Origin of the sequence: Siccibacter turicensis LMG 23730 (assembly GCF_000463155.2) — a bacterium.
Lineage (GTDB): Bacteria > Pseudomonadota > Gammaproteobacteria > Enterobacterales > Enterobacteriaceae > Siccibacter > Siccibacter turicensis.
This window is the reverse complement of sequence record NZ_AWFZ01000042.1, coordinates 126,032-151,473: the sequence shown is the minus strand read 5'-3', so window position 1 is coordinate 151,473 and position 25,442 is coordinate 126,032. Positions and strand designations below refer to the sequence as shown.

General features: G+C 56.6%; 24 protein-coding genes. 7 read left to right on the top strand and 17 right to left on the bottom strand.

Features of this window, described 5'->3' with window-relative positions:
- Positions 1–265: 265 nt before the first annotated feature.
- The 6 genes from cheW to flhD form a co-directional block, all read right to left on the bottom strand.
- The gene (cheW, locus tag DW58_RS12720; protein ID WP_024549656.1) at positions 266–769 is read right to left on the bottom strand and encodes a chemotaxis protein CheW; all 504 of its coding nucleotides are present in this window, start codon (positions 767–769) and stop codon (positions 266–268) included.
- Between the two features lie 23 nt (positions 770–792).
- Positions 793–2,778: a chemotaxis protein CheA gene (gene cheA / locus DW58_RS12715; RefSeq protein ID WP_024549655.1), complete on the bottom strand. Its 1,986-nt coding sequence runs from the start codon at positions 2,776–2,778 to the stop codon at positions 793–795.
- A gap of 10 nt (positions 2,779–2,788) precedes the next feature.
- Positions 2,789–3,718 (bottom strand): flagellar motor protein MotB, encoded by a 930-nt coding sequence (gene motB, locus DW58_RS12710; protein WP_029592995.1) that lies wholly within the window; start codon positions 3,716–3,718, stop codon positions 2,789–2,791.
- Positions 3,715–4,602 (bottom strand): flagellar motor stator protein MotA, encoded by an 888-nt coding sequence (gene motA, locus DW58_RS12705; RefSeq protein ID WP_024549653.1) that lies wholly within the window; start codon positions 4,600–4,602, stop codon positions 3,715–3,717. The genes motB and motA overlap by 4 nt, the downstream gene beginning before the upstream one ends.
- 128 nt (positions 4,603–4,730) lie before the next feature.
- Positions 4,731–5,309, bottom strand: coding sequence for a flagellar transcriptional regulator FlhC (gene flhC, locus DW58_RS12700; RefSeq protein WP_024549652.1), 579 nt, complete (start codon positions 5,307–5,309; stop codon positions 4,731–4,733).
- 2 nt (positions 5,310–5,311) lie between these two features.
- Entirely contained in the window at positions 5,312–5,662 is a 351-nt protein-coding gene (gene flhD, locus DW58_RS12695) for a flagellar transcriptional regulator FlhD (RefSeq protein ID WP_024549651.1), read from the bottom strand.
- A gap of 817 nt (positions 5,663–6,479) precedes the next feature.
- Here flhD and uspC point away from each other — a divergent pair.
- Positions 6,480–6,899: a universal stress protein UspC gene (gene uspC, locus DW58_RS12690; protein WP_024562546.1), complete on the top strand. Its 420-nt coding sequence runs from the start codon at positions 6,480–6,482 to the stop codon at positions 6,897–6,899.
- A 47-nt stretch (positions 6,900–6,946) separates the two neighbouring features.
- Here the strand turns inward: uspC and otsA are convergent, their stop codons facing one another.
- From otsA to DW58_RS12660, 6 genes are all read right to left on the bottom strand, one after another.
- Positions 6,947–8,371, bottom strand: coding sequence for an alpha,alpha-trehalose-phosphate synthase (otsA, locus tag DW58_RS12685; protein WP_024550528.1), 1,425 nt, complete (start codon positions 8,369–8,371; stop codon positions 6,947–6,949).
- Positions 8,346–9,152: a trehalose-phosphatase gene (otsB, locus tag DW58_RS12680; RefSeq protein WP_024550527.1), complete on the bottom strand. Its 807-nt coding sequence runs from the start codon at positions 9,150–9,152 to the stop codon at positions 8,346–8,348. Before otsB ends, otsA begins: the two co-directional genes overlap by 26 nt.
- Positions 9,153–9,369: 217 nt before the next feature.
- Positions 9,370–10,356, bottom strand: a complete 987-nt coding sequence (gene araH, locus DW58_RS12675; protein ID WP_024562545.1) for an L-arabinose ABC transporter permease AraH — start codon at positions 10,354–10,356, stop codon at positions 9,370–9,372.
- A 12-nt stretch (positions 10,357–10,368) separates the two neighbouring features.
- Complete coding sequence (gene araG, locus DW58_RS12670) at positions 10,369–11,883, bottom strand: L-arabinose ABC transporter ATP-binding protein AraG (RefSeq protein ID WP_024549068.1); 1,515 nt, start codon at positions 11,881–11,883, stop codon at positions 10,369–10,371.
- A 108-nt stretch (positions 11,884–11,991) separates the two neighbouring features.
- Positions 11,992–12,981 carry an arabinose ABC transporter substrate-binding protein AraF gene (araF, locus tag DW58_RS12665; protein ID WP_024549069.1) on the bottom strand — a complete coding sequence of 330 codons (990 nt, stop codon included), beginning with the start codon at positions 12,979–12,981 and terminating at the stop codon, positions 11,992–11,994.
- Between the two features lie 266 nt (positions 12,982–13,247).
- Positions 13,248–13,775: a cupin domain-containing protein gene (locus DW58_RS12660; protein WP_024549070.1), complete on the bottom strand. Its 528-nt coding sequence runs from the start codon at positions 13,773–13,775 to the stop codon at positions 13,248–13,250.
- Positions 13,776–14,252: 477 nt separating this feature from the next.
- Here DW58_RS12660 and DW58_RS12655 point away from each other — a divergent pair, with 477 nt between their 5' ends.
- Positions 14,253–14,756: a non-heme ferritin-like protein gene (locus tag DW58_RS12655; protein WP_024549071.1), complete on the top strand. Its 504-nt coding sequence runs from the start codon at positions 14,253–14,255 to the stop codon at positions 14,754–14,756.
- Here the strand turns inward: DW58_RS12655 and DW58_RS12650 are convergent.
- A complete protein-coding gene (locus tag DW58_RS12650; protein WP_235810699.1) occupies positions 14,753–15,907 on the bottom strand; it encodes an alginate lyase family protein in 1,155 nt (384 codons plus the stop codon). The two genes, DW58_RS12655 and DW58_RS12650, sit on opposite strands and share 4 nt — an antisense overlap.
- A gap of 306 nt (positions 15,908–16,213) precedes the next feature.
- Between DW58_RS12650 and DW58_RS12645 the strand changes: the two genes are divergently transcribed.
- Positions 16,214–17,557 carry an anaerobic C4-dicarboxylate transporter gene (locus DW58_RS12645; RefSeq protein WP_024549073.1) on the top strand — a complete coding sequence of 448 codons (1,344 nt, stop codon included), beginning with the start codon at positions 16,214–16,216 and terminating at the stop codon, positions 17,555–17,557.
- A gap of 62 nt (positions 17,558–17,619) precedes the next feature.
- On the opposite strand, the gene DW58_RS12640 is transcribed toward DW58_RS12645, so the two are convergent.
- Complete coding sequence (locus DW58_RS12640; RefSeq protein WP_024549074.1) at positions 17,620–17,868, bottom strand: DUF2766 family protein; 249 nt, start codon at positions 17,866–17,868, stop codon at positions 17,620–17,622.
- A gap of 95 nt (positions 17,869–17,963) precedes the next feature.
- The gene (azuC, locus tag DW58_RS20975; protein ID WP_106876801.1) at positions 17,964–18,047 is read right to left on the bottom strand and encodes a stress response protein AzuC; all 84 of its coding nucleotides are present in this window, start codon (positions 18,045–18,047) and stop codon (positions 17,964–17,966) included.
- Positions 18,048–18,246: 199 nt separating this feature from the next.
- On the opposite strand from azuC, the gene DW58_RS12635 reads away from it, so the two are divergent.
- Positions 18,247–19,671 carry an MFS transporter gene (locus DW58_RS12635; protein ID WP_024549075.1) on the top strand — a complete coding sequence of 475 codons (1,425 nt, stop codon included), beginning with the start codon at positions 18,247–18,249 and terminating at the stop codon, positions 19,669–19,671.
- Positions 19,672–19,718: 47 nt separating this feature from the next.
- On the opposite strand, the gene DW58_RS12630 is transcribed toward DW58_RS12635, so the two are convergent.
- Together DW58_RS12630 and DW58_RS12625 are read right to left on the bottom strand one after the other, a co-directional pair.
- Positions 19,719–20,357 carry an RpiB/LacA/LacB family sugar-phosphate isomerase gene (locus DW58_RS12630; RefSeq protein WP_024549076.1) on the bottom strand — a complete coding sequence of 213 codons (639 nt, stop codon included), beginning with the start codon at positions 20,355–20,357 and terminating at the stop codon, positions 19,719–19,721.
- A 223-nt stretch (positions 20,358–20,580) separates the two neighbouring features.
- Positions 20,581–21,789 carry a methyl-accepting chemotaxis protein gene (locus DW58_RS12625; protein WP_024549077.1) on the bottom strand — a complete coding sequence of 403 codons (1,209 nt, stop codon included), beginning with the start codon at positions 21,787–21,789 and terminating at the stop codon, positions 20,581–20,583.
- Positions 21,790–22,064: 275 nt separating this feature from the next.
- On the opposite strand from DW58_RS12625, the gene yecR reads away from it, so the two are divergent.
- The 3 genes from yecR (at position 22,065) to ftnA (ending at position 25,166) form a co-directional block, all read left to right on the top strand.
- Entirely contained in the window at positions 22,065–22,406 is a 342-nt protein-coding gene (yecR, locus tag DW58_RS12620) for a YecR family lipoprotein (protein WP_024549078.1), read from the top strand.
- 134 nt (positions 22,407–22,540) lie between these two features.
- Positions 22,541–24,490, top strand: coding sequence for a putative bifunctional diguanylate cyclase/phosphodiesterase (locus DW58_RS12615; protein WP_024549079.1), 1,950 nt, complete (start codon positions 22,541–22,543; stop codon positions 24,488–24,490).
- Positions 24,491–24,668: 178 nt separating this feature from the next.
- Positions 24,669–25,166 (top strand): non-heme ferritin, encoded by a 498-nt coding sequence (ftnA, locus tag DW58_RS12610; protein WP_024549080.1) that lies wholly within the window; start codon positions 24,669–24,671, stop codon positions 25,164–25,166.
- Positions 25,167–25,442 lie beyond the last annotated feature (276 nt).

The window sequence follows — 25,442 nt, the reverse complement described above, 5'->3', positions numbered from 1 at the left end:
GGTTGTTAAAAATTTAGTGTAGGCGCAGGGAAATGACCATCCTGATGAGGGGGTAATGATGTGTGGTGATAACCACTAAAAAATTATAAATATCAACGAATTAGATAAGTTTTTGGACGTGCGCGGGGCAATAAAGCGAAGATATATCCTTTATTCCGTGACGAACATCACAAATTAACAAAGAGGTTGCTGCAACGAAACGCGTGGAGAGTTTAGCGGGGGTTAAATAGACGGTGCGATACCTTAAATATCGCACCGTTTTTTATCAGGCGACGTGCGCCGCAGCGGTGTCGATCAGGGCCATCTCTTCACTGTTGAGCAGTTTCTCGATGTGCACCAGGATCAGCATACGCTCACCGACCGCACCGAGACCGGTGAGGTATTCGGTGGAGAGGGTCACGGCAAATTCCGGCGCCGGGCGAATTTGATCGGCATTCAGCGACAGCACGTCAGAGACGCCGTCCACCACGATGCCCACGACGCGCTGGCCGAGGTTCAACACGATCACTACGGTGTTGTCGTTATATTCCACGTCCTGCTGGTTAAACTTCACGCGCAGGTCGACGATAGGCACGATTACGCCGCGCAGGTTGGTCACCCCTTTAATGAACTCCGGGGTGTTAGCGATACGGGTTACCTGATCGTAACCGCGGATCTCCTGCACTTTTAAAATATCGATACCGTACTCTTCATCACCCAGGGTGAAGACCAGGAATTCCTGACCTGACGGCTCGCCGGCCAGTTTTGTCACGTTGCTCATACCGGTCATTTTTTACCTTCTTAATCTCAAAATCAGGCGGCAGCGCCCGCCACACGTTGTTCACGGTTTAAACCCTGCAGGGCAGAAATATCCACGATCAGTGCCACGCTGCCATCACCAAGAATGGTGGCGGCGGAGATGCCCGGCACTTTGCGATAGTTGCTTTCAAGGTTTTTCACCACCACCTGGTGCTGACCAATCAGCTGGTCCACCAGCAGCGCGTAACGACGTCCCGCGCTCTGCAGAATCACCACAATGCCCTGAGTCGCTTCGGTTTTCGCGCCCTGAACATTAAATACTTTCCACAGCTCAACCAGCGGCAGGTATTCGCCGCGCACTTCCAGTACGCGCTCGCCACCGGCCAGCGGATGCAGATCGTCTTCCAGCGGCTGGAGCGATTCCATCACCGCGTTGAGCGGCAGAATGAAGACTTCGTTGTTCACCTTCACCGACATGCCGTCGAGGATGGCAAGGGTCAGCGGCAGGAGGATACGGATCGTGGTGCCCGCGCCCTGCTTCGACTGGATCTCAACGTGGCCGCCCATCTCCTGGATGTTACGTTTTACCACGTCCATGCCCACGCCGCGGCCGGACACATCCGTGACCTGCTCGGCGGTGGAGAAGCCCGGGGCGAAGATCAGCATCCCGACCTCTTCATCGGTCATGCTCTCGCTGACCGCCATCCCCTGCGACATGGCTTTCGCCAGAATACGCTCGCGGTTAAGGCCCGCACCGTCGTCGGTCACTTCGATGCAGATGTTGCCGCCCTGGTGTTCCGCGGCGAGGATAAGGTTACCCACCGGCGATTTACCGGCTGCTTCGCGTTTTTCCGGCGACTCAATACCGTGGTCGAGACTGTTACGCACCAGGTGCGTTAACGGGTCGATAATGCGTTCGATCAGGCTCTTGTCCAGTTCGGTAGAGCTGCCCTGCAGGGTGAGTTCCACCTGCTTGCCGAGTTTGCCGGCCAGGTCGCGTACCAGACGCGGGAAGCGGCTGAACACGTACTCCATCGGCATCATACGGATGGACATCACTGATTCCTGCAGATCGCGGGCGTTACGTTGTAACTGACCCATGCTGGTGATCAGGTCGCCGTGGGTGACCGGATCCAGTTCGTTGGAGCGCTGGGCCAGCATTGACTGGGTAATCACCAGCTCGCCCACCAGGTTAATCAGCTGATCCACTTTCTCAACCGCAACGCGGATGCTGGTGGATTCGCTGGCACGGGCGGCCGGCTTGTTTTCACGCTCGGCGCGCGGCGCGGCGGTCTCGTTAGGCACGGCCTTGAGGGCCGGTGCAGCGGCTGGCGCCTGTACTGGTGCTGGCGCAGGTGCCGGAGCGGCCTCCTGGGCTGCCGAGAACGCAATCTGGTCTGGCTCAATCACGAAGCACAGCACGGCGGTAATATCATCTTCGCTGATGCCGCCGATGGTGGCGCTCAGGGTATCGCTGCCCTTCTCTACCTGAGACAGCGTGCCGAGATTGCCCAGCTCTTCAAGCAGGACATCCACTTCACCCGCCTTCAGCTTGCTCAGAGTCACGCGCAGCGCGCCGTCGCTGCCTGCCGGGGCCGCGTCGTCGACCACCGTAAGCTGTGCCGCGTTGGCCGCCGCAGCGGGTGCTTCACCTTTCGCTTCCAGCGCAAGTTGACGCAGCGCCTGGCAGATATACTCGAAGCTGGCCTGATCCGGCTGCTCTGAGCTTTTATAGGCGTCGAGCTGTTCTTGCATAATATCTTTGGTTTCCAAAAACAGGTTGATAATGTCGGTGTTCAGCTGCATTTCGCCGCGGCGCGCTTCATCGAGCAGGTTCTCCATCAGGTGCGTGGTTTCCTGCAACACGGTGAACCCGAAGGTACCGGCACCGCCTTTTATAGAGTGCGCGGCGCGAAAAATTGCGTTGAGCTGTTCGGAATCGGGTGCTTCGGGCACAAGATCCAGCAGGTGCTGCTCCATATCCGCCAACAGTTCGTCAGCTTCGTCAAAAAATGTCTGATAAAAATCGCTGATATCCATGCTCACGGTATCACCTCGTACCTGGTTGTTGCTGTGTTGAATCTGTAGCCGGGGGCACAGCACCCGGTTGTGCAATGGCGCTCAGTGACTGGTTTTCGCTTTCCGCGTTCTCGTGCACGATTGCCTCTTCCGATCGTTTGTTCAGCACCAGCAAACTGATGCGGCGGTTCAGCGCCGCATCTGCACCCTGGTCCGCCAGACGCATGGTTGCCGCCATCCCGACGACGCGCAGTACTTTGCCGTCGTCAAGGCCGCCGGCGACCAGCTCGCGACGCGAGGCGTTGGCGCGGTCTGCTGAAAGTTCCCAGCTGCTGTAGCCGCGCTCACCGCCTGCGTAAGGCAGGTCATCGGTGTGCCCGGACAGGCTGACTTTGTTCTGAATCCCGTTCAATACCGGCGCAATGGCGCGCAGGATGTCGCGCATATACGGCTCCACCTCGGCGCTACCGGTCTTGAACATCGGGCGATTCTGGCTATCGATAATCTGAATACGCAGCCCCTCCTGCACCAGGTCAATCTTCAGGTGCGGACGCAGCGCGCGCAGTTTCGGATCGGCCTCAATCAGCTGATCCAGATCGCCGCGCAGCTTACGCAGACGGGTGTCATCCATGCGCTTTTTCAGTTCGTCGATGCTCGGTTCTTTCTTCACTTCACCCTGCTGCTGCGTCACATCGTCACCGCCGCCGGGAATCGGACTTTCACTGTCGGCAATGCGCTGGCCGCCGGTGATAGCCTGAGCAAGCGGGGTACGGAAGTAGTCCGCAATCTGCGTCAGCTCTTTGGGGCTGGCGATGGAGATAAGCCACATCACCAGGAAGAACGCCATCATGGCGGTCATAAAGTCCGCGTACGCAATCTTCCACGAACCATGTCCCCCGCCGCCGTGCCCCTTATGTTTGCGCCGTTTTACGACGACAATGGGTCTGCTTTGATGCTTCATGCGTCCTCTGGCACCTGTTGTTGGTTAGGCGATTTCACTGCACGAACGTGCTCTTCCAGTTCAATGAAGGAAGGACGCTCACTGGAGTAGAGGGTTTTACGACCAAACTCCACCGCGATCGGCGGGGCGTAGCCGTTAAGGCTTGAAAGCAGCGTGATTTTCACGCACTGCATCATTTTGGTGGTTTCGGCGCTCTTCAGGCGCAGCACGCTGGCCAGCGGAGAGATAAACCCGTATGCCAGCAGAATACCGAGGAAGGTTCCCACCATGGCGTGCGCGATAAGCGCGCCCAGCTCCGCCGCCGGACGGTCCGCAGACGCGAGGGCGTGTACTACCCCCATCACCGCCGCCACGATACCGAACGCGGGCAGGGAGTCGCCCACCATCGCCAGGCTGTTGGCTGGCACTTCGCATTCGCTTTCGTGGGTTTCAATCTCTTCGTCCATTAATGCTTCAATTTCAAAGGTATTCATATTTCCGCTAATAATCAGGCGGAGATAATCAACAATAAATTCAAGCATTACGGTATCAGCGAGAATGCGCGGATAGCTGGCGAATATTTCACTTTCTTTTGGATTTTCGATATCACGCTCAAGGGAAAACATCCCCTGCTGACGTGATTTCGCCATCAGGCGATAAAGCAGCGCCATCAGATCCATATACATGCTTTTGGTATACTTTGAACGACGAAATAACAGCGGCAGCGCTTTAAGCGTGGCTTTAATAGCCTTACCATTGTTACCCACAATAAAAGCACCAATACCCGCACCGCCGATAATGATCAGTTCAGCAGGTTGATAAAGTGCCCCAAGGTGGCCGCCGGTCATCATATAACCGCCGAAAACTGTCCCGATAACGACCAGATAACCTATTAAAATCAGCACGACATCATCCTTACGCTGTTGAATACGTTGAGGACTCGCAGGTGACACCCGTAAAAAGGGTTCGTGAGGGTAAAAAAAAGCAGCGGTAATTGCTTACCGCTGCTGGAGTGTTTACCACACCGAACCGGTTAAACGGCCTGTACGACCTGTTCATCCAGCAGTTGTGGATTAATATCGGCACCTTCCCGGGAAAGTTTACGTCTTTTTACCGCGCGGGAAGGAGGCTGGCACAAACTGCAGGCAAAGCTGCCGGCAGGCTGATGGGCATGGGTAATGAAATTACCGTTGCAGCTGTTGCAGCGCGACAGTTCAAGCATGCCGCTCTCAACAAACCGGACCAGCGTCCAGGCGCGAGTCAGCGCCAGCAACGGGCCGTTGTCCTGCTCAGGACACTGCTCAAGGTACAAACGATAGGCTTTGATAACGGCGTCAACGCCGGTGCACAACCCGGTACGCAGCAGATACTGCCAGGCGTTGCAGAACATGGAGGCGTGGATGTTTTGCTCCCATGTCATAAACCAGTCCGTGGAAAACGGAAGCATCCCTTTCGGGGGCGGACTGCCGCGCAGTTCTTTGTAAAGCTTAATTAAGCGGCCACGGCTCAATTGCGTTTCACTTTCGAGCATTTGTAAACGCGCACCCAGGGTGATTAATTCCATCGCCAACTGAATGTCGCGGGCTTCCTGAACAATACTCTTCTCGCCCATACTTAAGCCCTTTTCTTCCGGGCCACATCTTCTGTGGGGGCCGACTCGTTAAGCAAACGCGTAGATAATAAAATCCCGGTGTGAATCTGCTGTAAATCGTCCACACGTGATTCTTGCGTTAAGCGTGTGATCGTCTTGTTATCGTTAAAACGAAACTGGCAAATAAGCTGATTGGTTTCCGCCAATTTAACCATCTGAGGTAACGTTAATTCACCGAGCGTGGCTGCCATATCGTCGGTAATACCTAAACGAAACATGGCTGACGCTTTGTCCTGACTGATCAGACGCTGAGCGAGTAATAAATATGACAGGTTGATATCATAAATATGCTTCAGCAACTCGGAGGTGTGCATTTTTCCCATCCCGAATACCAACTATTATTTAATGCGGCGTCAACCGCACCCCGTGATGTCGCCGGGCAATACCCGGTAAAAAAGAAAAAACAATCAATAAGGCCAAATGCATCGGTGAACTTTGCGCCGTATACGAGAAACTCCCTTGCAAAGCGATGTCCATTCCCTGTCACTCTGTTCACTCGTCGTTCATCATTTTCTTACAAAAAACTAAGACTTTTCCTAATTCGAGCAAACTGTACTCGTCAGCCCTGGCACATACAACGTGATTATGAATGAATTTTAGAAATTATGTGATCTATATCACACTTTTTCACCAAATAAGGCAAGCAAACCATCAGCAAGACTGTTCAATTGCTCATTTATTGTACAAAACAGCCACCTGGGTATTCCAGTTTGACGAATAGCGATTCAGTGAAACACTTTTTAACCAGTTGCCCGACAGCGGATCGGGCTGCAACCCGCGCCAGCACTGGGTTTGTTACAAATGCATGATATTTTCATTACGTTAAAACTACTAAAATCAGTAGGTTAACTTACACCCGTCGGCTAGCAATCACGGACCGTTATCATGATCAGGATGGTAATTCATTATCTGAAGTAGTTAACATTTTCGCGCAAAGTTGTGTAAATCGACGTGAATAAATTTGCGCCTCGTTTGTTAACCGCTGATGGACTATTTCTTTCCATAAGAATAATTAATGATTATTTATGAAATGACTCACACTTTCGTCGTAGCGCCCTCTTGCACTGGTCCGATTTCAGGTGTATGACCACTCTGTTGCCCTGATCCACGGAGGGTTTATAAGGAGGTAATATGAGCTATCGCCATGTGCTCGTCGCCGTTGCCGTAACCCCGGAAAGCCACCGCCTGATTGAGAAAGCCGTCTCCATCGCCAGACCCACCGGCGGGCGTATCACGCTGCTGACGCTGGCCGCCGACCCGGAGCTCTATAACCAGCTGGCGGCCCCGATGCTGGAGAACCTGCGCGATCTGATGCGCGAAGAGACGCAGCTGTTCCTCGACGAGCTGGCGGCCCGGGCGGGCTATCCGATTGAGCGCACGCTCATCGCCAGCGGCGAGGTCAGTGAACATATTCTGGCGGCGTGTGAGGAGTACGGCGTGGATCTGGTCATCTGTGGGAATCATAACCACACGTTATTGAGCAAGGTGACTTGCTCGGCGCGGCGGGTAGTGGCGTCCAGCCGGGTGGATGTCCTGCTGGTGCCCCTCTGAACACAAAACAGGCTCACCGAGGTGAGCCTGTTTTTTTTCGCCTGCTATCAGGCTAGTTTCGGGAAGGTCGCCACCGTCCGCTGGAGATGGCTCTCCGCGCTACGGGGCGTTACCCCCTTTAAATCGTGAATGAACGTCCTCTGCCAGTGGTCGATGTCGTTGGTACGCACGATCTCCAGCATCTCGCTGTGACGGGCAATACGCTCGGCCAGCGGCATCGTCAGCGCGCGGTGCAGCGCGTTGGCGACGTCGTCACGGTCGTACGGGTTCACCAGCAGCGCGGCGGTGAGTTCGTTCGCGGCACCCGCAAACTGCGACAGCACCAGCACCCCCGGGTTCGTCGGGTCCTGTGCCGCAACATACTCTTTCGCCACCAGGTTCATCCCGTCGCGCAGCGGCGTTACCAGTCCGACGTCCGAGTGACGGAACACTTTCATCAGCAGCTTACGGTCGAAGTGCTGGTTTAAGTAGTAGAGCGGCGTCCAGCCCAGCTGACCATATTTCCCGTTGATGCGCCCCGCTTCCGTCTCCAGCTGGTGACGAATGTCCTGATAGGCCTGCACGTCGCCGCGCGAGGTCGGTGCGATCTGGGTATAGCGGATGCTGCCATGGTGCTCAGGATAGTTCTCCAGCAGCGCTTCAAACGCCAGGAATCGCTCCGGCAGCCCTTTGGAGTAATCCAGGCGCTCCACCGAGAAGATGTTTTTCACGCTGCCCAGCTCGTTTTTCAGCTGTGCCAGCTTGGGCGGCAGCGGGCCAGCGGCCTGCTCGGCGATCTCGTTCGGCTCAATCCCGATAGGATAGACTTCGGTCTGGAAATCTTTGCCCCACGCGGTGTGGTTTTTGCTGCCGCGGGTGAAGACGCGCGTCTGCATGGCAAGGCTTTCGAGGAACGCCACGCGGTCGTTTTCCGTCTGGAAGCCCAGCAGGTCGTAGTCGCACAGGGCTTCGAGCAGCTCGCTGTGCGGCGGCAACGCATTAAAGATTTCCGGGGTCGGGAACGGGATGTGCAGGAAGAAGCCGATGCGGTTGTTGATACCGCGTTTGCGCAGCTCGCTGGCAAACGGCAGCAGATGGTAGTCGTGGATCCACAGCACGTCGTCATCTTCAATCAGCGGCTGCAGCTTGTCGGCCAACAGGGCGTTAACCCGCTGGTACCCATCCCATGCGTCACGCTGGTAGTTCACCAGGTCGAGGCGATAGTGGAATGCCGGCCACAGTACCGCGTTGGAGAACTGGTTGTAATACTGTTCGTGGTTCTCTTCGCTGAGGTTAAACGAGGCCCAGGTGATGTTGTCTTTGGTGACCTTTTTTAGCGGGGCGTCCTCATTGCCAATCTCTCCGCTCCAGCCAAACCAGAGCCCGCCTGCGGCTTTCAGCGCCCCCAGTATTCCGACCGCCAGCCCACCGGCGCTGCTTTTCTTATCGTCTGGTGGGGCGATACGATTAGATACTACGACTAAGCGACTCATAGCCTTCTCTCCTTTCGGTGATGTGCTTTTTTTCTTGTAATTGATGCGATGTAAGTTCTTCCAGCCAGAGATGGACATCCCTGACGGTATCAAGACGCCACTGCGCAAGGGTCTCCCCTTTACCGACTTTGATCGTGGTCCCGCCCATGCGGTTAACCCGTTCAAAGCCAGCTTCATCGGTCAAATCATCGCCGATAAACACAGGCTGACGTCCGGCAAAGGGAGCTTCATCCATAAACGCCGCAATGGCTGCCCCTTTGCTGATATCTTTGGGTTTAATTTCCACCACGCATTTACCCGGCTGAAGGCCGAGAAGCGGATGGTGACGCACGTAGGTGCGTGCCAGCTCCAGGATCCGGGTTTCGAATTCCGGTGCCTGACGGTAGTGCAGCGCAAAGGCCATGCCTTTGGCTTCCAGTTCGGTGCCCGGCATCAGGGCCATTTCCCGGGTCAAATCGCTGCGCAGGGTCTCTACCAGCTCAGGGGGAAGGGTCACAAGATGCACGTTTTCACTGCTATCGCGGCGCTCCGCACCATGTACCCCGGCGAGCGGGAAGCGGCACGGCGCAGATAAGCTATCCAGTTCGGTCATGGAACGCCCTGATACCAGCGCCAGCGCACCGTCGTTCAGATCGGCAAGCTGCTGGAGTCGGGAAAGCACCTCAGGTGGAATAGCGACTTGATCGGGATGCGGTTTGATTTCTGCCAGGGTGCCATCGAGATCAAAAAAGAAGGCGAGATTGCCGTTTAGCAGGGGCGGTACAGGTAGATCATCAGCCACCAGGGTCTCCTCCTTTCAGGTTTCTGGGTTAACCAGGCGGTTAACTCTGTTTATCATTAGCCATGTAAGTATAGACAGTGTCCGGCAGTTCGCCACGGGAATGCCTCTCACTCAACGCTGCTACCGTACCGATATTGATATAAAAAAGGCATAAAAAAAGGGCCAGACCCGACGGTCCAGCCCCTGACAAACGTGAGGTAAAAAACGTCCCTGAAAATCAGACGGTACGGCGGGATTTCTGCTTGTAGCGGTCGAAAATCACGGCCGCAAGCAGGATCATGCCGCGCACCACATACTGGGAAAATGGCGAAATATTCAACAGGTTCATGGCGTTCTCAACGGTACCCAGAATCAGTATCCCGGCCACCACATACGAGATTTTTCCTATGCCGCCTTTCAGAGAAACCCCACCCAGCACACAGGCGGAAATGACAATCAGCTCATAACCGATGGAGGTCATCGGCTGGCCGCTGGTCATGCGCGATGCCAGAATAATCCCCGCCGCCGCCGACACCAGACCAGAGAGCACGAAGATGATGATTTTGGTGCGCACCACCGGCACACCCGCCAGTCGCGCCGCCTCTTCATTCCCGCCAATCGCCAGGGTATTGCGTCCGAAGGTGGTTTTATTGAGCAGGAAGCCAAAGATGATAAGGCAGCCCACGGTCAGCCAGATGGGTGCCGGCAGTCCGAGCCAGTTGGCATAGCCGAGGGTGAAGAAGCGCTCATCCTCAATGCCTACCGCTTTGCCGTCGGAGATGATGTAGGCCAGACCGCGCACGATCTGCATGGTGGCGAGCGTGGTGATCAGGGCGTTGATCTTAAGCCTGGCGATCACAAAGCCGTTCACCAGGCCGCTCAACACCCCCAGCATCAGCCCGGCGAATACGCCAAGCCACAGGCTTTCGGTCAGGTTGATGGCGACCGCCGCGGTCACCCCGGCGCAGGCGATGACCGATGCCACCGACAGGTCGAAGTCGCCGGAGGCGAGGCAGAACAGCATCCCACAGGCCACCATCCCGGACATCGAGATGGCAAGCCCCAGGCCTTTCATATTGACGAAGGTGGCGAAGTTCGGCACGAAAATCGCGCAGGCGAGAAACAGCACCGCGAACACCACCAGCATGCCGTACTGATCCCAGATACGGCCAAAGGTAAACGGCGACGATGATTTCGGTGCGCCGGATGTAGTGAGTGAAGACATAACCTCTCCTGATTAAGCGACAGCCTGGCTGACTTTGGGCATGGCAAGAGCAAGCGCCTGCTGTTCGCTGGCCTGCTCGTGCAGTAACTCTCCGGCGATCTCCCCTTCCCGCATCACCACAATGCGGTCCGCGACGCCGAGCACCTCCGGCAGATCGCTTGAAGCGAATAAGACCGCCACCCCCTGCGCCGCCAGCGCATAGATAACGTTGTAGATTTCATGCTTAGCGCCCACGTCAATGCCGCGGGTTGGCTCATCGAGCAGGATCACGTTCATCTCCTCGGACAACCAGCGACCGAGAATGGCCTTCTGCTGGTTACCGCCCGAGAGATTCATGATCAGCTGCTCGGCGCCGGGGGTTTTGATGTTCAGCGAACGTATATGGTGATCCGCGTTCATCGCCTCCCAGGCGCGGTTAATCAGGCAGCCGAGGCTGATGTGCTTCCGCCGGGCGCTGATGTTGATGTTGTCTCTGACCGAGTGAACCGGAATGATGCCGTCTGCTTTGCGATCTTCCGGGCAGAGCATCATCCCGGCGCGAATGGCGTCCGCTGGCTCACGGATGGTGACCGCTTCGCCGTCGATAAACACCTGCCCGCCGGTGATGCGCGTCCCGCCAAACAGCCCTTTCATCAGTTCACTGCGCCCGGCGCCCACCAGCCCGAACAGGCCGACAATCTCGCCGCGTCGCACCGACAGGGAGACCGGACAGCGCACCCCTTTGGCTTTAACCTCCTCCAGCCTTAAGCGCTCCGGGCCATACTCCCGGGGCTGCCAGCCGTAGACGTCCCCGAGCTCGCGCCCGACCATGGCCTGCACCAGCGCATCGTGGTTCACCTCGGCCATATCGGTAAAGGTGCGCACGTAGCGCCCATCCTTGAACACGGTGATGGCATCGCTCAGGGCAAAAATCTCCTCCATGCGGTGGGAAACATAGAGAATGACGCGCCCCTCTTTACGCAGTTCGCGGATAACGCGGAACAGGTTCTCGATCTCGCGCGCCGACAGGGAGCTGGTTGGTTCATCGAAGGCGATTACCCGCGCGTTGCGCGCCAGCGCCTTAGCAATCTCCACCATCTGCCACTGGCCAATGGAGAGATACTTGAGCGGGGTTTGCGGATCGATATCCAGCCCGAGGTGCTGAAGCTGCAGACCGGCTTCGTAGTTGAGCAGCGAACGGTTAACCAGCCCGCCCTTGTGCGGCAGCTGGCCGAGATAGATGTTCTCGGCGACGCTCATCTCCGGCACCAGGTGCAGCTCCTGATAGATGATGGCAACCCCGGCATCCAGCGCCGCGGTAGTATCTTTGAAACGTCTCTCCTGCCCCTGAATCGCAATAGTGCCCGCGCTGGGTGCGTAGTTGCCGCTGAGGATTTTCAGCAGCGTCGACTTACCGGCGCCGTTTTCGCCCATCAGCGCATGCACCTGGCCTGCGTAACAGTCAAAGCTGATATCTGACAGCGCTTTAACGCCCGGAAAGGTTTTTCCGATGCCACGAAAGGAGAGATACGGTGTGGGTTGTTGCATGTTGGCTCCCGCATCCAGTAATGGAATGGTGTTGACTGAACTTCGCCACGGCGCAAGCGGCGCCGCGATAAGCCCCTCCGCAGAGGGGCCGGTTACCACGGGTGGGGATTACTTACCGCCCAGCCCTTTTTTCGCCAGTTCCTCTTTGAAGTTGTCGCGGGTAATCAGTACCACATCGGTCACTTCGGTGAATTTCGGAGGCTCAACGCCTTTGGTCACCCAGTTGAACAGCATCTCGCTGGACTTGTAGCCGTGGACGTCCGGGCTTGGGAGCAGAGAGCCGTAGAAGCCGGTCGCCTGGCCTTTAGAGAGTTCGCTGACCGCATCGACACCGTTAATACCGATACCAATCACGTCGGCGGCCTTGAAGCCCTGCCCTTCGGTGGCGCGCACGCCGCCCAGCACGGTGTTGTCGTTCATGCCGACCACCAGCCAGTGTTTCACTTCCGGATGCTGAACCAGCATTGAGTTCGCGGCGTCAAAGGCGCCGGGGATGTCGTTAGATTTGGTGGGTACTTTATAGATCTGCTTTTCCGGGAAGCCGGCCGCTTTCAGGGCGTCCATTGAGCCACCGGTACGGCGACGGGCGGTGTCCAGTTCGTCGGCGGTAATCGCCATTACCGCGGTCTCTTTTACATCCCAGCCGCGTTTCTGCATCTCTTTATACAGCTCCTGGCCCTGACGCTCGCCAATTTTGGTGGCGGCCATCATCACCAGTGGTACGGTCTCCATCGGTTTGCCTTTCGCCGTGACAAACTGGTCATCCACGGCAATCACTTTCATATCGTAGCCGCGCGCTTTGGCCACGATGGCCGAACCCAGTTTGGGATCGGGGGTACAGATGACAAAGCCCTTCACGCCGCTGGCGGCGAGGCTGTCGATGGCATTCAGGGTTTTCTCGCCGTCCGGAACGGCAATTTTCACTACCTCAAAGCCCAGGTCCTTACCGGCTTTATCGGCGAATTTCCATTCAGTCTGGAACCAGGGCTCTTCCGGCTGCTTAACCAGAAACCCGAGTTTCATCGTCTCCGCGATAGCGGATTGTGACATAACCGCAGCCAGACCAATGGCTGCCAGCGCTTTAGTGAATTTGTGCATGGTATGCTCCAGCTTGTGCTTGCTTTTGTGCAGGGTAAAAACGCACTGCGAATATTTAATCGGACGGAAAACAAGGCATTAGCGCCGCACGGTGATTCGGCGCCGCTGCTGGAGATAGTTGTAGCGGGAAATTAATAATCCATAGGAGAGCAACATCACATCGCAGAATTACAGTGATTGCGTACATAAATTCAGCGGATTAAGGCATAAATTCGACCCAATATGTATGATGATTCAAAAAGAACTTAGCAGAAAGCTCCATATTATCAGTCACCGCGTCCCTGATGCCGCCAGTGGGTATTTATGCCGTCGCGTTCACCGAGTAGCGGATCGCTGTCGGGCAACGGAACGCGCTCCACATTACGCTGCATGGCGTCGCGCTGTTCGGGCTTATCCAGACACTTATCGGGCGAGAACCCGCGGGGATAGGCGCCTACCGCCATAAAGTCCTGACTGGCGGCAATTTGCTTATGCCCTACCCCCGCGGGGATAAGCACGGCATCGCCCTGCTTCAGGGTCAGCACCGGCCCCGCTTCACCGCCAAACTGCACCTGCGCCGACCCCTGATAGACACCCAGCACCTCATGGGTGTTGGAGTGAAAATGGGTGTAGGTAAATATCGGATAGCGCCAGCGCGGCGGCCAGTCGTTACGCTCGAAGCACTGCTCGAACCAGTCCGCGAGATCGCCCGTGGCCTGCGCGGCCGCGCCCGAATAGATCAGCAGCGGCAGCGAATTGTTAGGTATGCCGCCGCAGGGCTGCTTGATAGCATAGATTTCGACGGAATCTTTCACGCTGCCTCCTGTTAAAAAAAGTAAGTATAGTCACTTAAGCGATACGGATATATTTTGGCAGCCGGCAGAACCCTAAGCGAAGCGGCATAAGAATAAGGTTTCTAATTATTAAGTCACGCAACGGAGAATATATTATCTTTACCAGCAGAGAATTTTGTATAACAAAATAAATTGTCAAAAAACCTTATTTAACAAACAGATAAATTGATAATAATTGAAAAATCCTTACATTTCCGCGCACATGGCAGGCAAAACAGGCTACCATTAGGACTATTCTTAAGGTAAATTTACCAACATGTGATTAATTGTGGATGCGGAAAATATTTCGTGCATCATCTGCGAGTTTTCACGGAATGAATCTACACTGAATATTACCGAATCCTTTTTGGCGCGTTTTCTGCATTTAGCCGTTTACTGGCAAATGCAGCCCACTGACGTGTCGCACTTCTGGCAAATTAACTAAATAAGGAAATTATGATGAGAGTCGCTGGTGTAGCACATAAGCTTAACGCTCAAATTAGTCGTGAATTTTATTCTTCCAATCTCTACCTCCAGCTTAGCGACTGGTGCGCTGCACACCGCCTGAACGGCAGCGCGCTGTTCCTTCGCCACCAGGCCCAGGAAAACGTGACGCAAATGATGCGGGTGTTTGACTTTATGAAGCACGCGGGCGCAATGCCAGTGGTGCGCATGGGTGAAACGCCAAGCAGCAAGTGCTCTTCGCTGGAAGAGATCTACGTGCAGATGCTGGAAGACTGCCAGCTGCGCCTGAAAACGCTGGCGCGTCTGGCGAACGACGCAGAAGGCGCAGATGACCAGGAGACGCTGACCTTCCTGCGCGAACTTGTAGAGATGCAGCAGGAAGAAGGACTGCTGGTGCATACCCTGCTTGAAGAGGTGCGTCGCGCCAACAAAGCGGGCCTCGGCATGGAACAGACCGATAAGTCGTTGATGACCCTCTTCTCACCTGAACTGCATTAATTTTCACGCTCGTCGGGATACCAGAGTAACCACTCCCGACGAGCCTGCATCTCCTCCGGCATCCCCAGTAACGCTTCGCGCAGCACCGCCCCCGACGTGGCATATCCTCGCAACGCCTGAAACAGCACCCGCTGCACCCGCGTCTGTTCGTCGCTGACCCTGTCCCGCCAGGGCCACAGATCCGGTTCGCACATAAACGGCAGCAGATACTCCAGCCCGGCTCGCACGCGCCGTCCGCAGCAGACCCTGTTCCAGCGATCGATATCCACCTGTTCCGCATAGCGATTAAGCAGCAGATGCGCTTCCAGGTTGCGCAGGGAGGCACTGAAGGGGCGATCGCTGTCCAGCGCGGCGGCCTGCCTGCCTTCGCGATCGAACTGCGCCGCCAGGCGGAGCGTCAGGCCGTGGCGAATAACGTTCGCCGCCCCCGCGCTGTCGCCGCAGAACAGCCGGTACAGGGTGCGCTGCGCATCGTGTGAGGTGCCGCGCCAGTCGTGCCAGACATACCCCTCAAACCCCGACGGGCTGTTAAACATCCAGTCGCTGAATGTCCCGAACCACAGGCGCAGCGCCGCCAGGTCTTCCGCATCCATCATGCCCGAGGTGGAGATCAATCCCAGGCTGTCGATCACCTTCCACAGCGAGGCGGTCTCATACAGCCCGCTCCCCTGCCCTGCCAGGTCGCCCGGTACGCTGTGGGCATAGTTGAGGTGCGGCCGCATACGGGTTTCGGGGTCGATAAACCAGCAGCGGATCTGCTCCGCCGCGGCCTGGGCATAGACCCGCTGCCCGGTAAAGTACCAGGCGGCGCCCAGCGTCAGGCAGCGGTCGGTCATGCGGGCAAGGCGCGCGGCGTCGTAATCGTCACGCTGTGCGGCGGGATTGAGATTGCCGTCGCGCTGCTGCCACCCGCTGCCACCGGTGCGGCGCAGGGTCGGCCAGGCGTCCGGGGCGAGGCTCAGGTAGTCATGCGCATCGCCGCCCGGCGCGGGCGTAGGTTTGCTCACTACGCTTTCCGGCGGGGTGCGGCAGAGCCTGTCCGCTTCGCTCAGCAGCAGCTCACGGGCGCTCCCCAGCCGGTATCCGGGACGGGCCAGCGCCCGGCGCGCGCGTTCCAGACAGGCGATATCCAGCGTATACAACTTCATCATGTCGCCTCCCGGCATCGCATCATTCACGCGGTCAATGATAAGAAGCGCTTATTGTTACCAGATGTAACCGCAGGGGAAAGGAAGCGGGGTCAAAAACCGGGAGGCGGTCACGGAAATGCGCAGCGGGATCGCGCTTCCGCGCGGGCGCGAGGGTGGAGTCCGGCAGCGCGGGTAATAGCAATGTTAATAATACGTTACTAACTCATTGCTTTTAAACGCGTTTGTAAATCGGATCCCGCTCGCAATGCGCAGCGCCTGATTTTGTCATCATGACCGGAATAACCATTACCTTGATAAGGACTTGTCATGATAGCCATTGAGTTTGTCGTTATTATCCTCTGCCTGCTGGTTGGCACCCGCTATGGAGGAATGGGGCTGGGGTTAATCAGCGGCATCGGGCTGTTTATTCTCGCCTTCGTCTTCGGGCTGGCACCGGGGAAACCGCCGGTTGACGTGATGCTCACCATTCTGGCCGTCATAGGCTGCGCCGCCACGCTGCAGAGCGCCGGCGGGCTGAACGTGATGATGCAGTTTGCCGAACGCCTGCTGCGCAAGCATCCCCAGCACATCACGCTGCTCGCTCCCTTCACCACCTGGATGCTCACGTTCCTGTGCGGTACCGGGCATGTGGTGTACACCATGTTTCCCATCATCGCCGACATTGCCCTGAAAAAAGGCATTCGCCCGGAGCGGCCCATGGCGGTGGCCTCGGTGGCGTCGCAGATGGCGATAACCGCCTCACCGGTTTCGGTCGCGGTGGTGTCGCTGGTGTCAATTCTCGCCGCCGGGCACGGTGTGGGTCAGGCATGGGGCATTTTGCAGATCCTCGCGGTGTCGGTGCCGGCATCGCTGGCTGGCGTTCTGATTGCCGCGCTCTGGAGCCTGCGACGCGGGAAAGATCTGGCGGACGACGCGGCGTTTCAGGCGAAAATCGCCGATCCCAAACAGCGGGAATACATTTACGGCGGTACGGAAACCCTGCTGAGCCAGCGCTTTCCGCCCCAGGCCTGGTGGTCAACCTGGATCTTCTTCGCCGCACTTCTGGTGGTGGTGGTGCTGGGGTCGATTCCGGTGCTGCGCCCGGCCTTTGAGGTGAAGGGTACGCTGCAGCCGCTGTCGATGAACCTGGTGATTCAGATGCTGATGCTGATTGCCGGGGCGGTGATCCTCATTACCTGCAAGGTGAATCCCGCGGCGATCTCCAGCAGCGCGGTATTTAAAGCCGGCATGGTGGCGATATTTTCGGTGTTTGGCGTCGCCTGGATGAGCGACACCTTTTTTCAGGCGCATCTTGCCGAGCTGAAAATGGCGCTGGAAGGCGTGGTGAAAACGCACCCATGGACCTATGCCCTGGTGCTTTTTTTAGTGTCCAAGCTGGTGAACAGCCAGGCGGCCGCGTTGACCGCCGTGGCGCCGATGGGCCTGATGCTGGGGGTGGAACCCAAAATGCTGCTGGCGTTTTTTCCCGCCTCGTATGGTTACTTCGTGCTGCCCACCTATCCAAGCGATCTGGCGTGCATCGGCTTTGACCGCTCCGGCACCACCCGCATCGGCCGGTACATCCTCAACCACAGCTTCATTGTGCCCGGGCTTATCGGCGTCAGTTCTGCGTGCGTGGTGAGCTACCTGCTGGTGCAGACCTTCCTGTGAGGCTGCGCTCCCTCGCGCCTGCGGTGGGCGCGAGGGGGCATGCTTACGGCGCGCGGCGGGACTTAGTGCGTTTCGTTCTGCGGGGTAAATTTCAGTTCAATCAGCGCAATGGCTTTCTGAACGGCGCGCACGGTCACCGGGTCGGCTGCCGGGCTGGCAGAAAAATCGATGGTTTTCAGCTGGCTGGCCATTTTCTCGCGCACTTCAACCGGGGCGATTACGTCAATCACATCGAGGATTTGCTTAATGACTAACTGACAGGCAACAACGTCAGAGATAACTTCTTCATCGGCGCTTAACACCTGGGACATGCTGTTCTCCTTTTATAGCGAGCGCCAATAGTACCCGAGGGCGCTGGCGTCACCAAACAGCAGCCATAAAAAAACCTGCCGGAGCAGGTTTTTTATCAGAACATGGCGCCAGGCGGCACGTCTTTGAAGGTGTTGCAGTAGTTTTCAAACATGCTTTTCAGGATTTTGCGCAGTTTCATGATAACTCCAGTGTCAGTGTTCGGTAATGTGTTGCGATGGACATATAATATGACGCCCATCACAAAAATCAACCGTTATGTGATGCGAGTCACATAAATTGGTTAAAAAATAACGGCAATTTGTTAAATAAATGTCTTATTATTCCGTCACTTAGCGCGCTATACTTTTCATAAATATTTTTAAAATGGCGTTTCTTTTATGTCTGAACAGGGTACCGAAACGGCGCGTAGTGGCTTATCTCCTGCCGCACTGCTGGTGGCCGGCGCGTTTTTTATGGAGTTTCTCGACGGGACCGTGATTGCCACCGCCCTGCCGGATATGGCGGCAAGCTTTCAGGTGAACGCCGTCGATCTCAACATCGGCATCAGCGCCTATCTGCTGACCCTTGCCGTGCTCATCCCGGCCAGCGGCTGGATCGCCGATCGGTTCGGCGCCCGGCAGGTGTTTACCCTGGCGCTGGCCATTTTTACCCTCGCCTCGGTGCTGTGCGGCCTGGCACCTAATCTGGAAACCTTTGTTGCGATGCGCGTGCTTCAGGGCGCAGGCGGCGCGCTGATGGTGCCCGTCGGACGCCTGGCGGTGCTGCGTACCACCCCCAAAGAGCATCTCATTACCGCCATCGCGACCCTGACCTGGCCGGCGCTGATTGCCCCGATTATTGGCCCGCCGCTTGGCGGGTTCATCACCAGCTATGCCGACTGGCGCTGGATCTTCTTCATTAACCTGCCGTTCGGGGTCATTGCCATGCTGCTGGCGTGGCGCGTAATCCCCAACGTGCGCGAGGAAACGCGGCGGCCTTTCGATCTGCCGGGCTTTCTCGCCACCGCGCTGGCGATGGTCTGCTTTGTCTATGCCATGGAGATGCCGGGGGCGCCAGGCTTCAGTCTGCCGGTGTTCTGTATCCTGCTGGCGGTCAGCGTGGCGGCCTTCCTGTTTGCGCTGCGCCATTTCCGGCGCGCCGCCGCGCCGATGATACGGCTCGACGCGCTGCGCATCCCGACCTTCGGGGTGACGATGTACGGCGGGTCGCTGTTTCGCTGCTCGATAAGCGCCGTGCCCTTTCTGCTGCCGCTGCTGTTTCAGGTGGGTTTCGGGATGGATGCGTTTCATTCCGGCCTGCTGGTGCTGGCGGTGTTTGTTGGCAATCTGGTTATCAAACCCGCCACGACGCCGTTGATTCGACGGCTGGGGTTTAAACGCCTGCTGGTGGGGAACGGCATTCTGAACGTGATCGCGCTGGCGGCCTGCGCCTGGCTGACGCCCGGCACCCCGGTATGGATGGTGTTCCTGGTACTGGCGCTCGGCGGCGTGTTCCGCTCGGTGCAGTTTACCGGCATCAGCACCCTGGCCTTCGCCGACGTACCGGCCGCGCAGATGAGCTATGCCAATACGCTGTTCAGCACTGCGACACAGCTGGCCATCGGGCTGGGGATTACGCTCGGTACCCTCGGCATTCGGCTCGGCGAGGTGCTCAGCGGCTGGCTGGCGCTGGGGGAGATTCCCGGCATCAGCTTTCGCATCGCGTTTCTGTTTATCGCCGCGATAAGCCTGGTAGGCCTGATTGATACCCTGCGGCTGAGCCAGACGGCGGGCCAGAGCGTATCGCGCCGGCCTGGCGTCTGAAATGCAAAAGGCCCGCACGAGGCGGGCCTTTCAGGAACAGCACTTACTCAGGCAAGAATTTCGCGTACGAACGCTTCGATCTCTTTGTCCTGGTTATTTTCAAAGAAGCACTGCTGGAAACGCTCGCCCGATACCGCGGTTTTCACCAGTTCCGGATCGATGGCGCGCAGGGTATCCAGATAGTTGTCTTTCACCACCGCGGCTTTCACCTGGTTCAGGATGCCGGCGTTGCGGACCTGCGGCTCTTTACGCTCCGGCGGGTAGCCTTCGCCTTTGCGGCCGGTGAAGGCTTTTTCGAAGATGAAGCGCACGTTCAGCTCGGCACCCCAACCAAAACCTTTCGCGAACGGCAGTGCCAATGCGTTGCCGTTGTTAATCTGGGCGAACAGGAAGGCATCCGCCGGGTCGATGCAGTAGCCACAGTTTACGCCGGGGTGGATGTTCAGCGACATCAGCGCACCCTGCCCGGTACCGCACCCGGCAACCACGAAATCTACCGCGCGGGAGTTGAGCAGAATGCTGGCCATGATGCCCAGGTGAATGTAAGTCAGGTGGTGATCCTGCTCGTCTTTCATCCCCACGTTGAACACCGGGAACTCTTTTTCATCGGCGACGGCTTTCAGTTCGTTGAAAATGATGGCGTTTTTAGCGGCCTGGCTGTTTTCCATCATCAGTGCAATTTTCATCTGTCTCTCTCCGACATAGCGTGCGGGTTTCCCCGAGGTGGATAACGTACTGTGGATCAACCTTACTACTTAGCAAACGTTCTTTCAAATTTAGTAAAAAGCAGTTTTAAAAAGTTGAGATGGGCTCACAGTTTTCACCCGGTCGGCCAACGGGCAAAAAAAATCCCGCCGCTGAGCAGGCCAGCGGCAGGATTGGGTATTACGCGGTCAGTACCGCTGTATGTCAGGCGTCAACCGCATACGCCGGGGTCAGGGCCACCGCCGCTTCAAACGCCGGCACCAGCACATCGGCGGCGCGGAATACCGAGACAATCTCCGTCAGGCGGGTGGCCTGACGCGCCAGATCTTCGGCTGAACTTACTGATTTTTGCACCAGCGCTACGTTCGCCTGCGTTACCGTATCGAGTTCTCTCACAGCCACCCCCACCTGATTAATTCCGTCACTTTGTTCACCTGTCGCATTGGCAATCTCTTGCATAATGTCGTTTACCTGGCCTATTGCATGAAGGATGTTGTCCATTGCTTCCCCCGCTTTTTTAACCTGATCCGAACCGGTGGCCACATTGTTCACCGACTCATCAAGCAGGACTTCAATCTCTTTGGCGGCCTGAGCGCTACGGCTCGCCAGGCTGCGAACTTCGCTTGCCACGACTGCGAATCCACGTCCCTGCTCACCGGCACGCGCCGCTTCAACCGCCGCATTCAGCGCCAGAATATTGGTCTGGAACGCGATACTGTTGATGGTGGTCGTGATGTCGACGATCCGACGCGAGCTGTTGGAGATGAGATCCATGGTATTCATCACCCGGCGTACCGACTCGCCGCCCGTTTCAGCAATGCGCGTGGCGTTGTGCGCCAGGGTGCTGGCATGGCTGGTGCTTTCCGCATTGCGCTGCACCGCGCTGCCAAGCTGCTCCATACTGGCGCTGGTCTCTTCCAGCGCGGCGGCCTGCTGCCCGGCGCGGCTGGAGAGGTCATTGTTCACCCCGGCCAGTTCGCCAGCGTTTTGATGCAGGGCACGTGCGCTGGAACGGATCCCGACCACGGCGCGCGCCCAGTTCTCCTGCATCTGCTGTATGTGTGGCACAATCAGGCCCACACAGTTACGCCCCAAATCGGGCAGTGAGGTTTGCAGATTGCCCTTCGCCAGCACCTGCATATGTTCGCGTATTACGTTTACCGGTTTTACCAGACAGAAATAGAGGTAGCGTTCGGTAAGGACGGTAATTGCAACGCTGGCGAAGACCGAGCCGATGAGCATCGTTTGTAGCGAATCCACCCACGCTTGCTGGTCCGCATTTAGCGCGCCAGACTGTTCGAGATGGTGCAAAAATCCTAACGTCAACCCTGATACGCCAAGCCAGGCAAGCGTAGACAGAGCCAGTATCACTACCACCATGACGCGGATTTTGATATTGCGAATAAAGTTCATATGGTTTCCTGGTGTTTACTTTGCGTCCCTGCATGCGTTTTTTTGCACCGCCTCCGTTCTTTCCGCGTCAGGTTGAGTGACGCTAAGAAATTGTGCCTTAAGTCTGTTTTCGGCCTCATTAAGTAAAACTTAATACAAGGCGCACTAATTTTAGCTGCACTTAACATTTGTTCCATCCCGGAGGCATAAAAGATAAAAATTCGTTGTTATTCCGCGGATTGATTGTCAAACGCTCTGGCATGATGCTAAGACCTGAGAAAGCTGCGAGTCATATCATGTTGAAATTTCTGGCCCCTGCTCTGCTACTTCTGCTGAGCGGTTGCACTATTACCAAAACGCCAACCATCGTTGATGCCAATCAGACGACCGGGACGGTGCGCCTTGGCTATAACCTGGCGCCGCTGCAAAAAGGTAAAGTCGACAGCTATTCGGCTAACTCAACCGCAACGCGCCAGTGTCAGCAGTGGGGTTTCGCCACCGCGCTGGCCTATGGCAATCCGATTACCACTTGCAGCGTGGTCAGCGGTACGCAGTGCCTGGCGAAGAGCGTGGTGCTGGAGTATCAGTGCCGCGGTATCGCCATTAACACCACCACGGCTGCCGCGCCCTGGTATTGATTGCGGGTTCGCGGCCTGTGGCGGACGCGAGTCATCCGCCAGCCAGCGGCTGACCGGCAGGGTTAACTCCCCTGCGGACCTGAGGGAACGTATTCAGCCTTTCATGGCGTAAACGCGGTGTAACTGTGAAATCTATGAGCGAGAAACGCGAGCGACAGCAGCTTTACCGAAGCGAGAGCATTAAGCTTCTGTATAACAATGCCATTCCCGGCATCATTATTACGTTTATTGCCGCCACCACGCTGACGTTCACCTTTATTGATAACGGTCATCGTACCTGGAAGCTGATGTGGTGGGGTGTCCTCTGCGCCGTGCTGGCGCTCCGTCTGGTGGACTCCTGGTCATGGCGACGCTGCCGTGAAAAGCACCGACGCGTGCAGGCATTTCACCTGCGCTTCTCGTGCGGTTGTTTGATCACAGCCGCCTTGTGGAGCAGCTATTTCTGCCTGTTTGAACGCTTTTTTACCCTCGAAGAGTTCACCTCCACCGTGGTGATCCTCTCGGCCATGGTAGGCGGTGCGGCCAACGTGCTCTCAGGAAGCGTGATGCTGGCGTCGTACTATACGCTTATCGTGCTGATGCCGTGGTCGCTGATGCTGCTCGACTCACCGCTCGACTATAAGCGCAGCATCGGTTTTCTCGGGCTGTTCTTCACCGCCACCATGATTTTCTCCGCGATTCGCTCGGCAAAATACATCCGGCAGGCCATCGCGCTTAAGTACAAAAATCAGCGGCTGGTGGATCGGATGGAGGACACCATCCGCGAGCGCACGCAAAAAATCTATGAAATCTCCTATAAAGATGCGCTTACCGGCCTGTCGAACCGCGTGGCGTTTCAGAACGAAGCCGATGACATGGTCTATCGCTACAAGCGCGGCGAGATCCCGGGTTTCAGCCTGTTTTTTATCGATCTTGACGGTTTTAAATCGATCAACGATGCGCTCGGCCACGACGTTGGCGATCGGGTGCTGCTCTCCTTCAGCAACCGGCTGGCGGCCTTCCAGGACAGCGGGACGCTGATCTGCCGCTGGGGCGGGGATGAGTTTATCTACTGCACGCCGCAAACCGATCACGCCGCGCTGCGTAACCTCGCGGCCCAGATGGTGAAGAGCTTCAACCAGCCGTTCTATCTGCGTGAGCAGGAGATTACCCTCAGCGCCACCATCGGCATCGCCATCTGCCCGGAACACAGCACCAACCTGACCAGGCTGATTCAGATCGCTGATATTGCGATGTACGCCCAGAAGGGCAAGCAGCCGGAGCGCGTGCTGTTTTATAACCACCAGCTTGAAGAGAACCTGCGCAGCAAAGTGCTGCTTCAAGAGGCGTTGAATAACGCCCTTGCCCGCCACGAGCTGCGGCTGGTGTTCCAGCCTATTGTCGATTCCCGAACCCGTGAGATCCGCAGCTTCGAGGCGTTGCTGCGCTGGAAGCGCGGCACCCAGATTATCGACCCCTCGGTGTTTATTCCTATCGCCGAACGCAGCGGGCAGATTGTCAACATCGGCTATTGGGTGCTGGAAGAGGCGTGCAAAACGCTGGCGCACCTGCCGGCCGAGGAGACGGCGATTTCGGTGAACGTCTCGGTTATTCAGTTTCAGGATCAGCAGTTCCTGGCGAAGGTAAACCGCCTGCTTGAGACCTACCATATTAATCCTGCCCGGCTGCATATTGAGGTGACGGAATCGCTGTTCCACTCCGGGCAGAGCGATCTCACCGACAAAATACTCTGGCTCCAGCGTCAGGGAATTAAAATATCCATTGACGACTTCGGCACCGGCTACTCCAGTCTGTCGGTTATCCAGAATTTAAATATCGACTTTGTGAAAATTGACCGCAGCTTTATTCATAAAATCGAGGATAAAGGACTGGCCATCGTCGAAGCGGTAATGAACATGTCGCACTCGCTTAATTTCCGCATCATTGCCGAAGGCGTAGAGAGCGAGGAGCAGGCCCAGCTGCTGCGCCGCTGCGGCATCCACTACATGCAGGGCTTTCTGTTCAGCCAGCCGGTGGAGATGGTTGACGTCTTCCGGCTGTCGGGCAGTCGCCTTCTTCATCCTGCACCCGAAAGCGTTCTGTGACGGTCTGCGCGGCTAATTAAATACGAATCACTGTTATTCAACTCGTTTATTTAATTAGCCGCAATACGAGTTATTTCCATTCGCATTATTAATAATAAATTATTTTATTTAACCTTTTGCAAATATAAATTCGACAACTTATAGTGGCGCGAAACATCGACACGACTTCGGAGTAATAATGCTTAAAGCAGACATGATCGAAAAATTAAATGCGCAGATGAATCTGGAATTATTCTCATCTCTGCTTTATCAGCAAATGAGCGCCTGGTGCAGCTACCACAGCTTTGAAGGCGCCGCGGCCTTTTTACGCCGCCACGCTCAGGAAGAGATGACGCACATGCAGCGCCTGTTCGATTACCTGACCGACACCGGCAGCCTGCCGCGTATCAATGCGATTCCGTCTCCCTTTGCGGAATATGCCTCGCTGGACGCGCTGTTCACCGCAACCTATGAACACGAGCAGCTGATCACCGGTAAGATTAACGAGCTGGCCCACGCCGCGATGGTCTCTCAGGACTACCCGACCTTTAACTTCCTGCAGTGGTATGTGGCCGAGCAGCACGAAGAAGAGAAGCTGTTCAAGTCCGTGCTCGATAAGCTGAGCCTGGTCGGTAAAAGCGGCGAAGCGCTGTACTTTATCGACAAAGAGCTGGCGACCCTCGACGCCCAGCCGTAAGCGCCTCTATGCCACCCCGCACTGCCCCGGCGGTGCGGGTGTGAACTGCTCGCTATCACCCCTGCTTCCCACGTTACCCCGGCTGAGCACGACGCCGTGAATCACTTCTGTAAATACTGCCGCCAGTCCACACAGATTCGCGCTGGTTGAGCCTTCTTTATCTTCCCGGCGTTCGTCTGCACACCGTTATCGCTCTCTACTTTTCCTTATGAAGCCGGTGCCAGCAGCCGTCCGGTGGCATCGCGTTTTTACGGCTTCGTAGCGATCGCCCTGAAA

What these genes read in the sequence shown, in the direction of transcription:
- cheW (WP_024549656.1), bottom strand. Translation starts at nt 769, where the DNA reads ATGACCGGTATGAGCAACGTGACAAAACTGGCCGGCGAGCCGTCAGGT.
- cheA (WP_024549655.1), bottom strand. Translation starts at nt 2,778, where the DNA reads ATGGATATCAGCGATTTTTATCAGACATTTTTTGACGAAGCTGACGAA.
- motB (WP_029592995.1), bottom strand. Translation starts at nt 3,718, where the DNA reads ATGAAGCATCAAAGCAGACCCATTGTCGTCGTAAAACGGCGCAAACAT.
- flhC (WP_024549652.1), bottom strand. Translation starts at nt 5,309, where the DNA reads ATGGGCGAGAAGAGTATTGTTCAGGAAGCCCGCGACATTCAGTTGGCG.
- flhD (WP_024549651.1), bottom strand. Translation starts at nt 5,662, where the DNA reads ATGCACACCTCCGAGTTGCTGAAGCATATTTATGATATCAACCTGTCA.
- uspC (WP_024562546.1), top strand. Translation starts at nt 6,480, where the DNA reads ATGAGCTATCGCCATGTGCTCGTCGCCGTTGCCGTAACCCCGGAAAGC.
- otsA (WP_024550528.1), bottom strand. Translation starts at nt 8,371, where the DNA reads ATGAGTCGCTTAGTCGTAGTATCTAATCGTATCGCCCCACCAGACGAT.
- araH (WP_024562545.1), bottom strand. Translation starts at nt 10,356, where the DNA reads ATGTCTTCACTCACTACATCCGGCGCACCGAAATCATCGTCGCCGTTT.
- araG (WP_024549068.1), bottom strand. Translation starts at nt 11,883, where the DNA reads ATGCAACAACCCACACCGTATCTCTCCTTTCGTGGCATCGGAAAAACC.
- araF (WP_024549069.1), bottom strand. Translation starts at nt 12,981, where the DNA reads ATGCACAAATTCACTAAAGCGCTGGCAGCCATTGGTCTGGCTGCGGTT.
- DW58_RS12655 (WP_024549071.1), top strand. Translation starts at nt 14,253, where the DNA reads ATGAGAGTCGCTGGTGTAGCACATAAGCTTAACGCTCAAATTAGTCGT.
- DW58_RS12650 (WP_235810699.1), bottom strand. Translation starts at nt 15,907, where the DNA reads ATGATGAAGTTGTATACGCTGGATATCGCCTGTCTGGAACGCGCGCGC.
- DW58_RS12645 (WP_024549073.1), top strand. Translation starts at nt 16,214, where the DNA reads ATGATAGCCATTGAGTTTGTCGTTATTATCCTCTGCCTGCTGGTTGGC.
- DW58_RS12640 (WP_024549074.1), bottom strand. Translation starts at nt 17,868, where the DNA reads ATGTCCCAGGTGTTAAGCGCCGATGAAGAAGTTATCTCTGACGTTGTT.
- azuC (WP_106876801.1), bottom strand. Translation starts at nt 18,047, where the DNA reads ATGAAACTGCGCAAAATCCTGAAAAGCATGTTTGAAAACTACTGCAAC.
- DW58_RS12635 (WP_024549075.1), top strand. Translation starts at nt 18,247, where the DNA reads ATGTCTGAACAGGGTACCGAAACGGCGCGTAGTGGCTTATCTCCTGCC.
- DW58_RS12630 (WP_024549076.1), bottom strand. Translation starts at nt 20,357, where the DNA reads ATGAAAATTGCACTGATGATGGAAAACAGCCAGGCCGCTAAAAACGCC.
- DW58_RS12625 (WP_024549077.1), bottom strand. Translation starts at nt 21,789, where the DNA reads ATGAACTTTATTCGCAATATCAAAATCCGCGTCATGGTGGTAGTGATA.
- yecR (WP_024549078.1), top strand. Translation starts at nt 22,065, where the DNA reads ATGTTGAAATTTCTGGCCCCTGCTCTGCTACTTCTGCTGAGCGGTTGC.
- DW58_RS12615 (WP_024549079.1), top strand. Translation starts at nt 22,541, where the DNA reads ATGAGCGAGAAACGCGAGCGACAGCAGCTTTACCGAAGCGAGAGCATT.
- ftnA (WP_024549080.1), top strand. Translation starts at nt 24,669, where the DNA reads ATGCTTAAAGCAGACATGATCGAAAAATTAAATGCGCAGATGAATCTG.